This window comes from Streptomyces sp. NPDC045695 (genome assembly GCF_056432025.1).
Window position 1 is genome coordinate 71,609 of record NZ_JBWKJU010000018.1, and the last position, 13,453, is coordinate 85,061.

The window sequence follows — 13,453 nt, forward strand, 5'->3', positions numbered from 1 at the left end:
GTGACCACTACGCGTACGAGGGGCAGCCGATCCCCGCTCGCCTCCGTCGGCCTGCACACCACCCTGGTCATCGCGGCCGTGATCGCCGTGTTCCCGGTGCTGTGGATCCTGCTGACCTCGCTCAAGCCCCCGCAGCACGCGATCACCACGGACTTCGTCAAGGAGCCCACCCTCTCCAACTACCGCTACCTGCTGGAGTCCAGCCACTTCTTCAGCTGGTTCGGCAACTCCGTGCTGGTCGCCGGCGTCACCACCGTCCTCGGTGTGTTCATCGCCGCCACCACCGGATACGCGGTCAGCCGCTTCAAGTTCCCCGGCATGCGGCCGCTGATGTGGACCCTGCTCATCACGCAGATGTTCCCGATGGCCATCCTCATCGTCCCGCTCTACAACCTGATGGGACAGCTCGGGCTGCTCAACCAGCCCCTCGGTCTGATCATCACCTACCTCACCATCGCCGTGCCGTTCTGCGCATGGATGATGAAGGGCTTCTTCGACACCATCCCGGTGGAGATCGACGAATCCGGCCGCGTCGACGGACTCAACCCCTTCGGCACCTTCTGGCGGCTGATCCTGCCGCTGGCCAAGCCCGGCCTCGCCGTCACCGGCTTCTACGCCTTCATCACCGCCTGGGGCGAAGTCGCGTACGCCTCCGCCTTCATGGTCGGTGAGGAGAACCTCACCCTGGCCGGCGGCCTGCAGACCTTCGTCACGCAGTACACCTCCAACTGGGGTGCCATGAGCGCCGCTTCGGTCCTCATCGCGATCCCCGCGGCGATCTTCTTCGTCTTCGCCCAGCGTCACCTCGTCGCCGGAATGACCGCAGGCGCCACCAAGGGCTGACCACCCGCCGCCCGCTCCTTACCCACCGGCCCGATCTCTTCAAGGACGACATGACCCAGCACCTCGCCGACGCACGTCCCACCTCCACCGGCACGCAGCCCGGCTGGTGGAGAGACGCGGTGATCTACCAGGTCTATCCGCGCAGCTTCGCCGACTCCAACGGAGACGGCATGGGGGACCTCGAAGGCATCCGCAGCCGCCTGCCCTACCTCAAGGAGCTGGGCGTCGACGCCGTCTGGCTCAGCCCCTTCTACGCCTCCCCGCAGGCCGACGCCGGCTACGACGTCGCCGACTACCGGGCCATCGACCCCATGTTCGGCACCCTGCACGACGCCGACGCCGTGATCCGCGAAGCCCACGAACTGGGCCTGCGCATCATCGTCGACCTCGTCCCGAACCACTGCTCCGACCAGCACGAATGGTTCAAGCAGGCACTGCGCGAAGGCCCGGGCACCCCGCTGCGCGAGCGCTTCCACTTCCGCCCGGGCCGCGGCGAGAGCGGCGAACTGCCGCCCAACGACTGGGAGTCCATCTTCGGCGGCCCCGCCTGGACCCGGGTCGCGGACGGCGAGTGGTACCTGCACCTCTTCGCCCCCGAGCAGCCCGACTTCAACTGGGAACACCCCGCCGTCCAGGACGAGTTCCGCTCCATCCTGCGGTTCTGGCTCGACCTCGGCGCCGACGGCTTCCGCATCGACGTCGCCCACGGCCTGGTCAAGGCCCCCGGCCTGCCCGACCTCGGCCGCGACGAGCAGCTCAAGCTGCTCGGAAACCAGGTCCTGCCCTTCTTCGACCAGGACGGGGTCCACGAGATCTACCGCTCCTGGCGCCTGGTCCTCGACGAGTACGCCGGCGACCGCATCGGCGTCGCCGAGGCCTGGACGCCGAGCGCGGACCGCACCGCGCTGTACCTGCGCCCCGACGAGCTGCACCAGGCCTTCAACTTCCACTACCTGAACACCGGCTGGGACGCCGAGGCGCTGCGCTCCACCATCGACGAGTCCCTCGACTCGATGCGGCCGGTCGGCGCGCCGACCACGTGGGTGCTGTCCAACCACGACGTCGTGCGCCACCGCACCCGCTTCGGCAGCCTGGAGCGGGCGCGGGCCGCCGCGCTGCTCATGCTGGCCCTGCCCGGATCGGCGTACGTCTACCAGGGCGAGGAACTCGGCCTCCCGGAGGTCACCGACCTCCCCGACGAGGTGCGCCAGGACCCCTCCTTCTTCAAGGCGAACGGCCAGGACGGGCTGCGCGACGGCTGCCGCGTGCCGATCCCGTGGTCCGGCGACCAGGCCCCGTACGGCTTCGGGACGGGCGGCAGCTGGCTGCCGCAGCCCGCCGAGTGGGCCGGGCTGAGCGTGGAGGCGCAGACCGGAGACCCGGCGTCCACGCTGGAGCTGTACCGCGCGGCCCTGCGGGTGCGGCGCGCGCACCCCGCGCTGGGAGCGGGCGACGCCGTGGAGTGGCTGCCCGCGCCCGAGGGCGTACTGGCCTTCCGCCGCGGTGACTTCGTCTGCACGGCGAACACCACGTCCCAGCCCGTACGGCTGCCCGCGCCGGGCACGGTCCTGCTGGCCAGCACGGACCTCACCGAGCCGGACGTCCTTCCCGCCGACTCCACGGTGTGGTGGCAGGGGTGACTTCCCCGCTGCGGCTGACGGACATCGCTGCGCAGGCCCAGGTCAGCGAGGCGACCGTCAGCCGCGTGGTCAACGGCAAACCGGGCGTCGCGGCCGGTACCCGCCACCGGGTGCTGGCCGCGCTCGACCTGCTCGGCTACGAGCGGCCCGTACGGCTCAAGCGACGCAGCAACGGCTTGGTGGGCCTGCTGATCCCGGAGCTGACCAACCCCATCTTCCCGGCGTTCGCGCAGGTCATCGAGCAGGCGCTCGCCGGGCACGGCTACACCCCGGTGCTGTGCACGCAGACCCCCGGAGGGGCCACCGAGGACGAACTCGTGGAGCAGCTGGAGGAGCGCGGGGTCACGGGGATCGTCTTCCTGTCGGGCCTGCACGCGGACTCGGCGGCGGACCCCGCGCGCTACCAGCGACTGGCGGCGCGCGGGGTTCCCTTCGTCCTGATCAACGGCTTCAACGAGCAGGTCAACGCCCCCTTTATCTCCCCGGACGACCGGGCGGCCGCGGACATGGCCGTGCGGCACCTGGAGGACCTGGGCCACCGCAGGATCGGCCTGGCGATCGGCCCGACGCGGTACGTGCCGTCCGCGCGCAAGGAACAGGGCTTCCTGGCGGCGCTGCCGTCGGCCGACGCCGAAGGCCTGATCCAGCGCACGCTGTTCACGGTCGAGGGCGGCCACGCGGCGGGCATCGCCCTGCTGGACCGCGGCTGCACGGGCATCGTGTGCGGCAGCGACCCGATGGCGCTGGGCGTCATCCGCGCGGCGCGCGAGCGGGGGCTGCGGGTGCCGGAGGACGTGTCGGTGGTCGGCTTCGACGACTCCCCGCTCATCGCCTTCACGGACCCGCCGCTGACAACGGTCCGCCAGCCGGTGCGCGCGATGGCGACCGCAGCGGTCGGAGCCCTGCTGGAGGCGGTCTCGGGCACGCCGGTGCAGCGCACGGAGTACGTCTTCCAGCCGGAGCTGGTGGTGCGGGGGTCTACGGGGCAGGGGCCGGCCTGAACTGGCGTGTGGGGGGTGGCTTCGGGGGCGGGATCCCCTGGGGCGGGATCAGAGACGCGTATGGGGGTTTCCCGTCAGTCTCATCGTCTCTCCGTGTCGGGCCGGTCCCTCAAGGGCGCTCCCTTCGGTCGCGTCGCTGCGCGATGGCCTTCGGCCACCCTTGACCGACCGTCCCGCCCCGGACATACGAAGACTGCCGAGAAACCCCCAAAGGAACGGGCCGGGGGTTCCGGGGTAGGGACGGGGAGAGTCGCGATGCGCGGCCTGGGCGCTGGCCGGCCGGTCCGAGAGGCGGGCCGATCGGGGCATGGGATCCCGGGTCGGGGGCGGGGGCGGACGCGTCAGATCGCTACGCGCTTCTCATCTCTCAGCGTCCGGCGGCCGTCCGGGGCTGGACATAGGCCGCCCACGACCGTCAGAAGTCGCCGAAGACGGCGTCTGACCGCCGTCTGGGGAAGTCCAGCCCCCGGAGCGTGGCTATTCCGAGCTGTATCCGGGTCTGCGTGGGTGGGCGACCGAAAAGGCCGTCGGTTTGCCCCAATTGGGGCGGTCTGTCCACTGGTTTGCGGGAGTGGGGTCGCTCTGATGGGAGTACAGCTCGCCTGAGGCGAGGAATCACCGCCCACGGCCCACAAGCGACCGGCAGTCGCCGTCGACGGGGAGCGTGTAGCGATCTGTGGCGGCCTATTCCCAGCCCCAGACGGCCGCCGGACGCTGAGGATGAGAAGCGCGTAGCGATCTGACGCGTCACCCCCGACCCGGCGTCCGATGCCGACCGGCCCGCCTCTCGGACCTTGCCGCCAGCGCCAGGCCGCGCATCCCGACCCTCCCCGTCCCTTAAATGGAACCCCCGGCCCGTTCCTTTGGGGGTTTCCCGGCAGTCTTCGTATGTCCGGGGGGGGACGGTCGGTCAAGGGTGGCCGAAGGCCATCGCGCAGCGACGCGACGACGAAGGAGGAGCGCCCTTGAGGGACCGGCCCGACACGGAGAGACGATGAGACTGACGGGAAACCCCCATACGCGTCTCTGATGCCGCCCGCGTGGCTCCCGCCCAACCCGAAGCCACCCCGCACGGCCCCACCCCGCCCGCCTGGCCCCACCCCGCCCGCCTGGCCCCACCCCGCCCGCCTGGCCCCACCCCGCCCGCCTGGCCCCACCCCGCCCGCCCCGCCCCACCCCACCCCCCCCAGGACACACGCAAGAAACAATTCTGCAATTTCTTGCGCAAGGTATTGCAGGGGTCTTGGTGGGCCCATACGGTCGCCAGCAATCCCCACCTCTCGGTCGCCCCCACCTCTCCGCCAGGAGGCCCACGTGTTCCCCACCTGCACCCGCACCCGCTCCCGCACCCGCCCCCGCACCGCAAGAACCGGCAGAGCCCTCCTGGCAGCCGGCGCCGGCGCCGCCGCCGCCGCCCTCGGCGCCGCGACCCTGACCGTCGTCGCGCCGCAGGCGCAGGCGGCGCCGCCCGGGGACAAGGACGTCACCGCCGTCCTCTTCGAGTGGAAGTTCGCCTCCGTGGCCGCGGTCTGCACCGGCGCCCTCGGGCCCGCCGGCTACGGGTACGTGCAGGTCTCGCCTCCCCAGGAGCACATCCAGGGCGCGCAGTGGTGGACCTCGTACCAGCCCGTCAGCTACAAGATCGCCAGCCGGCTCGGTGACCGGACCGCGTTCAAGAACATGGTCGACACCTGCCACGCCGCCGGCGTGAAGGTGGTCGCGGACTCCGTCATCAACCACATGGCGGCGGGGGACGGAACCGGGACGGGCGGGAGTTCGTACACGAAGTACAACTACCCCGGCCTGTACTCGGGTTCCGACATGGACGACTGCCGGGCGACGATCTCCACCTACCAGGACCGCGCCAACGTGCAGAACTGCGAGCTCGTCCAGCTCGCCGACCTCGACACCGGCGAGGACTACGTGCGCGGCCGGATCGCCGGGTACCTCAACGACCTGCTGTCGCTCGGCGTCGACGGTTTCCGGATCGACGCCGCCAAGCACGTGCCCGCGGCCGACCTCGCCAACATCAAGTCCCGGCTGACGAACCCCGGCGTCTACTGGAAGCAGGAGGCGATCCACGGCGCGGGTGAGGCCGTCTCGCCCAGTGAGTACCTCGGTAACGGTGACGTCCAGGAGTTCCGGTACGCGCGGGACCTCAAGCGGGTCTTCCAGAACGAGAACCTCGCCTACCTGAAGAACTTCGGCGAGGCGTGGGGGCACATGCCGAGCGGACAGGCCGCCGTCTTCGTCGACAACCACGACACCGAGCGGGTCGGCGACACCCTCACCTACAAGGACGGCTCCGCCTACACCCTCGCCAGCGTCTTCATGCTGGCCTGGCCCTACGGCTCCCCGGACGTGCACTCCGGCTACGAGTGGACGGACAAGGACGCCGGCCCGCCCAACGGCGGCGCGGTGAACGCCTGTTACGCCGACGGGTGGAAGTGCCAGCACGCCTGGCGGGAGATCTCCTCCATGGTCGGCTTCCGCAACGCGGCCCGCGGGCAGTCCGTCACCGACTGGTGGGACAACGGCGGCGACCAGATCGCCTTCGGGCGCGGCTCCAAGGCGTACGTCGCCCTCAACCACGAGTCGAGCGCCCTGTCCCGCACCTTCCAGACCTCGCTCCCGGCCGGCGACTACTGCGACGTCCAGAGCGGGCGCGCCGTGACCGTGAACTCCGGCGGCCAGTTCACCGCCACCCTCCCCGCCGGGACGGCCCTCGCCCTGCACGTGAACGCCCGGACCTGCTCGGGCACGCCGGCCGCCTCCTCCGGCGCGTCGTTCGCCGTCAACGCCACCACCACCCTCGGCCAGAACATCCACGTCGTCGGCGACCGCGCCGAGCTCGGCGCCTGGAACCCCGCCGGCGCCCTCAAGCTCGACCCGGCCGCCTACCCGGTCTGGAAGCTCGACGTCACGCTCCCGGCCGGCACGTCCTTCGCGTACAAGTACGTCCGCAAGGACGCCTCCGGGAACGTCACGTGGGAGAGCGGCGCCAATCGCACGGCCACCGTCCCCACGACCGGCAAGGTCACGCTGACCGACACCTGGCGCAGCTGAGCCGACCAGCCCGAGCCGCCGCGCCCGAGCCCGCCGGCCCGAGCCCGCGCCCCGCGCCCGCAAGCCAGCCCGCGCCCCCCGACCAGGGCCGCCCGGCATCTTCTTCCCCGCCACCGCCGGGCGGCCCTCATCCCTGCGACACGTGACGCGCGCACGACCGGCGTCGCCACGCCGCCCGACCCACGACCCGTACCCAAGGAGAGCCCGCCTTGATACGCCCCGCCGCAGGAGTCCTCGCCGCCGCCCTGGCCGTGACGCTCCTGCCCGCCCTCCCCGCCGCGGCCGCCGCCGCGAGGCCGCCCGCCCCGCCCTCGGACGCGAAGCTGGCCGCCGAGCCCGCCCGTCATGACCTGACCCGGGAGCAGTTCTACTTCGTGCTCCCCGACCGGTTCGCGAACGGCGACCCGGGCAACGACCGGGGCGGTCTGACCGGCTCGCGGCTGGAGACCGGCCTGGACCCGACGGACAAGGGCTTCTACCAGGGCGGCGACCTCAAGGGGCTCACCGACCGGCTCGACTACATCAAGGGGCTCGGCACCACGGCCATCTGGATGGCGCCGATCTTCAAGAACCAGCCGGTGCAGGGCAAGGGGACGGACGTCTCGGCCGGCTACCACGGCTACTGGATCACCGACTTCACCCAGGTCGATCCGCACTTCGGCACCAACGCCGATCTGGAGCGGCTGATCGAGAAGGCGCACGGGAAGGGGATGAAGGTCTTCTTCGACGTCATCACCAACCACACCGCGGACGTCGTGGACTACCGGGAGGCGTCGTACTCCTACCTCTCCAAGGGCGCGTTCCCGTACCTGACGAAGGACGGCGTGCCCTTCGACGACGCCGACTACGCGGACGGGAAGGGGAAGTTCCCCAAGGTCGACGGTGAGTCCTTCCCGAGGACCCCCTTCGTCCCGGACGCCAAGAAGAACCTCAAGTCGCCGGCCTGGCTCAACGACCCGACGATGTACCACAACCGCGGCGACTCCACCTTCGCCGGCGAGTCCTCCGAGCAGGGCGACTTCTTCGGCCTCGACGACCTGTGGACCGAGCGCCCCGAGGTCGTCAGCGGGATGGAGAAGATCTACGAGAAGTGGGTCGAGGATTTCGACATCGACGGCTTCCGCATCGACACGGTCAAGCACGTCAACACCGGCTTCTGGACCCAGTGGGCCACCGCCCTCGACACGTACGCCGCCAAGCGCGGCCGCGACGACTTCTTCATGTTCGGCGAGGTCTACTCCGCCGACACGGCCGTGACCTCCCCGTACGTGACGCGCGGGAAGCTCGACGCCACCCTCGACTTCCCGCTCCAGGACGCGATCCGCGCGTACGCCTCCCAGGGCGCGGGAGCCGACCGGCTGGCCTCCGTACTGGGCGACGACTACCGGTACACCTCGGGGAAGGCCAACGCCTACGAGCAGGTGACCTTCCTCGGCAACCACGACATGGGCCGCTTCGCCACCTTCCTGAAGCAGGACCGGCCGGGGGCGGGGGAGCAGGAACTGCTCGACCGCTACCGCCTCGCGAACGAGCTGATGTTCTTCTCCCGGGGCAACCCGGTGATCTACTCCGGTGACGAGCAGGGCTTCACGGGCGCGGGCGGCGACAAGGACGCCCGCCAGCCCCTGTTCGCCTCGCAGGTCGCCGACTACCTGGACGACGACCAGCTCGGAACGGTGCGCACGCATGCGAGCGATGCTTACGATCCGGAGCACCCGCTCTACCAGCAGATCAGTGCTCTCTCCCGGCTGACGAAGGCCCACCCGGCCCTGCGGGACGGCGTCCAGAGCGCACGTCTCTCCGACGGCTCCGTCCACGCCTTCGCCCGCACCGACACCAAGACCCGCACCGAATACCTGGTCGCCGCCAACAACGCGACCGCATCCCGCACCGTCGAGATCGACGCCCCGGCCGGCGCCCAGTACCGCACCCTCTACGGCGGCACCGCACTCATCCGCGCCTCGGCGGCCGGCAAGCTCACCGTGCCCGTCCCGGCCCTCGGCTCCGTCGTCCTCCAGGCCGTGACCCCCGCCGCCCAGCCCACTGCCAAGCCCGCCCTGACCCTGAAGGCCCCGGCCGCCGGCGCCACGGGCACCGTCGAGCTCAGCGCCGACGTCACCGGAGGCGGCGGCCGCGTCGTCTTCGCCGCCCAGACCGGCAACGAGAAGTGGCAGGTCCTCGGCACCGCCGACCACGCCCCCTACAAGGTCACCCAGCACATCGAGGCGCCCGCCGGCGCCGCGCTGCGCTACAAAGCCGTCGTCGTCGACTCCGCTGGCCGCACCGCGAGCGCCCTCGCGCAGTCCGTCGCCGGACAGGCCCCGCCCGCGGAGGTCCCGACCGCCACCCAGCGCGACTACGCGGTCGTCCACTACAACCGGCCCGACGGCGACTACACCGACTGGCGGCTCTACGCCTGGGGCGACCTCGCCGACGGCGAGGCCACCCCCTGGCCCGCCGGTCACGGCTTCACCGGCCGCGACGCCTACGGCGCCTTCGCGTACGTCCGCCTCAAGCCCGGCGCCTCCTCCGTCAGTTACCTCGTCATCGACAAGGACGGCAACAAGGACGTCGCAGCCGACCGCACCATCGACGTGACGAAGACCGGCGAGATCTGGCTGGAACAGGGCAAGGAACCCGCCCGCACCGACCGCCCCGCCCAGCCGCCGCAGGACACCACGAAGGCCGTCCTGCACTACCAGCGCCCCGACGGCGCCTACGAGGGCTGGGGCCTGCACGTCTGGACCGGCGCCGCGACCCCCACCGACTGGTCCAAGCCGCTGCTCCCGGTCCGCACCGACCCCTACGGCGCGGTCTACGAGGTCCCCCTCGCCGCCGGGGCGACCTCCCTCAGCTACATCCTCCACAAGGACGACGAGAAGGACCTGCCCTCCGACCAGTCCCTGGACCTGAAGGCCACCGGCCACGAGGTCTGGATGCTCGGCGGCAAGGAGAAGTACCTCCTCCCGCAGCCCGCCGGCTCCTCCGCTTCCCTGGACCTCACCACGTCCCGGGCGATCTGGATCGACCGCGACACCGTCGCCTGGAACGCCCCCGCGGGCGCCGCCTCCGTACAGCTCCTCGCCTCCCGCGAAGGCGCCGTCACGGCCGAGAACGGCGCCCTGCACGAGGGCGGCGCCCAGTGGCTGCGCCTGACCGGGTCCCAGCTCACCGCCGCCCAGAAGCAGAAGTTCCCGCACCTGGCCGCCTACAGCGCCTTCACCATCGACCCCCGCGACCGGGACCGGGTCCGGGCCGCCCTGCGCGGCCAGCTCGTCGCGAGCGCCCGCGCCGCGAACGGCGCCGTCCTCGCCGCCACGGGCGTGCAGCTCGCCGGCGTCCTGGACGACCTGTACGCGACGACCGCCGCCCTCGGCCCGGTCTTCAAGGACGGCCGCCCCACCCTCTCCGTCTGGGCCCCCACCGCCCAGCAGGTCTCCCTCGAACTCGACGGCCGCACCGTGCCGATGCGCCGCGACGACGCCACCGGCGTGTGGTCGGTCCGCGGCGAGCGCTCCTGGACCGCGAAGCCCTACCGCTTCGCCGTCACCGTCTGGGCCCCCAGCACCCGCCAGGTGGTCCGCAACCTGGTCACCGACCCCTACTCCACCGCCCTGACCGCCGACTCCACCCACAGCCTGGTCGTGGACCTGGCCGACCCGAAGCTCGCCCCGCCCGGCTGGAAGACGCTGCGCAAGCCCGCGCCCGTGCCGTTCACCTCCGCGCAGATCCAGGAGCTGCACATCCGCGACTTCTCCGTCGCGGACCGCACCAGCGCCCACCCCGGCCAGTACCTGGCCTTCACCGACACCGCCTCGGCGGGCATGCGCCACCTGCGCGGCCTGGCCGCCGCCGGCACCTCCTACGTCCACCTCCTGCCCGCCTTCGACATCGGCACCATCCCCGAGAAGGCGGCCGACCGCACCGAGCCCGCCTGCGACCTCAAGGTGTACGCCCCCGACTCGCAGGAGCAGCAGGCCTGCGTGGCGGCCGCGGCCGCGAAGGACGCGTACAACTGGGGCTACGACCCGCTGCACTACACCGTCCCCGAGGGCAGCTACGCCAGCGACCCCAACGGCACGGCCCGCACGGTCGAATTCCGCAAGATGGTCCAGTCCCTGAACGGATCCGGCCTGCGCACGGTGATGGACGTGGTCTACAACCACACCGTCGCCTCCGGCCAGTCGGACAAGTCGGTCCTCGACCGCATCGTCCCCGGCTACTACCAGCGCCTGCTGGCCGACGGCAGCGTGGCCACCTCCACCTGCTGCTCCAACACCGCTCCCGAGAACGCCATGATGGGCCGCCTGGTCGTGGACTCGGTCGTCACCTGGGCGAAGGAGTACAAGGTCGACGGCTTCCGCTTCGACCTGATGGGCCACCACCCGAAGGCCAACATCCTGGCGGTGCGCGCCGCCCTCGACGCTTTGACGGTGGCCAAGGACGGCGTCGACGGCAAGAAGATCGTCCTCTACGGGGAGGGCTGGAACTTCGGCGAGATCGCCGACGACGCCCGCTTCGTGCAGGCCACGCAGAAGAACATGGCGGGCACCGGCATCGCCACCTTCTCCGACCGGGCGCGCGACGCGGTCCGCGGCGGCGGCCCCTTCGACGAGGACCCGCGCGTCCAGGGCTTCGCCTCGGGCCTGTTCACCGCCCCGAACGGATCTCCCGCCAACGGCACCCCGGAGCAGCAGAGGGCCCGCCTCCTGCACGCCCAGGACCTGATCAAGGTGGGCCTGTCCGGCAACCTCGCCTCGTACGCCTTCACCGACACCTCGGGCCGCCGCATCAAGGGCTCCGAGCTGGACTACAACGGCGCCCCGGCCGGCTACGCGGCCGCCCCCGGCGACGCCCTCGCCTACGCGGACGCCCATGACAACGAGACCCTCGCCGACGCGCTGACCTTCAAACTCCCTGCGGCCACCAGCAACGCGGACAAGGCCCGCATGCAGGTCCTGGCCATGGCGACGGCCACCCTCTCCCAGGGCCCGGCCCTCTCGCAGGCGGGAACCGACCTGCTCCGCTCCAAGTCGCTGGACCGCAACTCCTACGACAGCGGCGACTGGTTCAACGCCGTCCACTGGGACTGCAAGGACGGCAACGGCTTCGGCCGCGGCCTGCCGCCGGCCGCCGACAACGGCCCGAAGTGGCCCTACGCCAAGCCCCTCCTGGCGGGCCCGGCCCCTTCCTGCGCGGACATCACCGCCACCGCGGGAGCCCACCGCGACCTGCTCACGATCCGCACCACCGAGCCGGAGTTCGCCCTCACCACGGCCGAGGCGGTCCAGTCCCGGCTGGCCTTCCCCCTCTCCGGCAAGGAGGAGACCCCAGGCGTGATCACCATGACCCTGGGCGACCTGGTGGTGATCTTCAACGCCACCCCCACGGCCCAAGCCCAGCGCGTCGCCGCCCTCGCGGGCACCTCCTACACCCTGCACCCGGTCCAGGCGGCGGGTTCCGACGCCACGGTCAAGCAGTCCGCCTACGACGCGCAGACAGGAGAGTTCACCGTCCCGGCCCGCACGGTCTCGGTCTTCACACGACGCTGAGCCGGTCCAGCCGCTTCTCCAGCAGGATCACCCCGTAGACCCTGCCGTCCTTCCCCACCTTGTTGGGGAGCTCCCCGACCACCCGGTAGCCCGCACCCTGGTAGTACGCGAGCAGCCGGGGGTTGGTGGAGACGCAGTCCAGCCGCGCCCGCTCCCGCCCGGTCCGTGCGATCCGCCGCTCGGCGTGTTCGAGCAGACGCCGTCCGGCACCCGCGGGCGCGGCTTCCCGCTCCACCATCAGCCGGTGCACGTACCCGGCCACCGGCGGCTGGACGCCCCAGGCGTCCTCGTCGGACCACCACAGTTCGTACGCTCCGACGACCCGCCCGTCGCAGTCCCCGCCGAGCCACACCTCGCCGTCGGCCATCCGCGCGCGGAAGTGGTCGGCGTCCTTGTCGCCCGGTTTCCACTGCTCGATCCCGTGCTTCTGCATCCAGCGGGCGGCCTGGTCGTACAGGCGCACCAGGATGCTCGCGTCCTGGTGCCCGGCCGGCCGGAACAAGATCCCGTCGTCAATGATCACGCGGGCATTATCGATGATCATGGGCAGCCGTGACACGGGGATTCACCGCGGGGCGGGCACGCCGTCCAAGACCTCGTCGGAGACCTCGCCGGGCCCCTCGTCGCCCACCCCGCCCGGAACGAGCGCGACGAGCCGCCCGACCAGCTCCCCGAAGGGCCCGTCGGCGGGCTCGCCGGCCAGGATCCGTACGAGGATCCCCGCCATCTCCGCGTCGTACGCCGCGCTCACGGCGGCCAGCGCCGCGAAGTCGTGCACCAGCTGCAGTTCCAGCTCGGCGCGCGGGATCCTGCGCCCGTCCAGCCAGATCAGCGCGGTGGACTCGGCGAGCGACACCCAGGAGCGCACCACGAGTTCCAGCCGCGCCGGGGGTTCGGCGATCCCGAGGCCCAGGTGCGCCAGGATCTGCTCGTACGCCGCCTGGCGGACCTCGTCGATCATCGCGTTGGCCCGGCTGCTGCCGACCGCCGGCCCGCCCCGCATCAGCGCCGAGAAGCCCGGCCCGTGCTCGTCGACGAAGGTGAAGAACCGCCCCATCACCCGCAGCAGCCGCGCCCCGAGCGGCCCCTCCCTGGGCTCCACGAACAGCGCCGCCAGCTCGTCGGCCGCCCGCCGCAGCGCGGCCTCGTACAGGCTCAGCTTGCCGGGGAAGTAGTGGTAGACGAGCGGCCTCGATATCCCCGCGGCCGCCGCGATCTCGTCTATCGACACATCGTCGGGCGACCGGTGGCTGAACAGCTCCAGGGCAACCCCGATCAGCTGTTGCCGCCGCTCCTCGACACCCATCCTGCGTCGCACTCCGGTCGTCATGCCGACACCCTACTGGGGCGC

At 71.6% G+C, this 13,453-nt stretch carries 7 protein-coding genes; 5 read left to right on the forward strand and 2 right to left on the reverse strand.

The window, feature by feature from the left end; translation table 11 throughout:
• The 5 genes from AC07DU_RS26195 (at position 1) to pulA (ending at position 12,102) form a co-directional block, all read left to right on the forward strand.
• Positions 1 to 843 carry a sugar ABC transporter permease gene (locus AC07DU_RS26195; RefSeq protein WP_360897952.1) on the forward strand — a complete coding sequence of 281 codons (843 nt, stop codon included), beginning with the start codon at positions 1 to 3 and terminating at the stop codon, positions 841 to 843.
• Positions 844 to 893: 50 nt separating this feature from the next.
• Positions 894 to 2,483: a glycoside hydrolase family 13 protein gene (locus AC07DU_RS26200; protein ID WP_453287994.1), complete on the forward strand. Its 1,590-nt coding sequence runs from the start codon at positions 894 to 896 to the stop codon at positions 2,481 to 2,483.
• Positions 2,471 to 3,484, forward strand: a complete 1,014-nt coding sequence (locus tag AC07DU_RS26205) for a LacI family DNA-binding transcriptional regulator (protein WP_360897956.1) — start codon at positions 2,471 to 2,473, stop codon at positions 3,482 to 3,484. Before AC07DU_RS26200 ends, AC07DU_RS26205 begins: the two co-directional genes overlap by 13 nt.
• Before the next feature lie 1,383 nt (positions 3,485 to 4,867).
• The gene (locus AC07DU_RS26210) at positions 4,868 to 6,550 is read left to right on the forward strand and encodes a carbohydrate-binding module family 20 domain-containing protein (RefSeq protein WP_479114012.1); all 1,683 of its coding nucleotides are present in this window, start codon (positions 4,868 to 4,870) and stop codon (positions 6,548 to 6,550) included.
• Between the two features lie 209 nt (positions 6,551 to 6,759).
• The gene (gene pulA / locus AC07DU_RS26215) at positions 6,760 to 12,102 is read left to right on the forward strand and encodes a pullulanase-type alpha-1,6-glucosidase (RefSeq protein WP_479113954.1); all 5,343 of its coding nucleotides are present in this window, start codon (positions 6,760 to 6,762) and stop codon (positions 12,100 to 12,102) included.
• On the opposite strand, the gene AC07DU_RS26220 is transcribed toward pulA, so the two are convergent.
• Both AC07DU_RS26220 and AC07DU_RS26225 read right to left on the reverse strand, forming a co-directional pair.
• Complete coding sequence (locus AC07DU_RS26220) at positions 12,089 to 12,625, reverse strand: N-acetyltransferase family protein (protein WP_479034351.1); 537 nt, start codon at positions 12,623 to 12,625, stop codon at positions 12,089 to 12,091. The genes pulA and AC07DU_RS26220 overlap by 14 nt on opposite strands.
• Before the next feature lie 42 nt (positions 12,626 to 12,667).
• Positions 12,668 to 13,432 carry a TetR/AcrR family transcriptional regulator gene (locus AC07DU_RS26225; RefSeq protein WP_479113956.1) on the reverse strand — a complete coding sequence of 255 codons (765 nt, stop codon included), beginning with the start codon at positions 13,430 to 13,432 and terminating at the stop codon, positions 12,668 to 12,670.
• Positions 13,433 to 13,453 lie beyond the last annotated feature (21 nt).

Excerpts from the sequence above, each read along its gene's own strand:
- AC07DU_RS26225 (WP_479113956.1), bottom strand. The coding sequence starts at position 13,432 with ATGACGACCGGAGTGCGACGCAGGATGGGTGTCGAGGAGCGGCGGCAA.
- AC07DU_RS26200 (WP_453287994.1), top strand. The coding sequence starts at position 894 with ATGACCCAGCACCTCGCCGACGCACGTCCCACCTCCACCGGCACGCAG.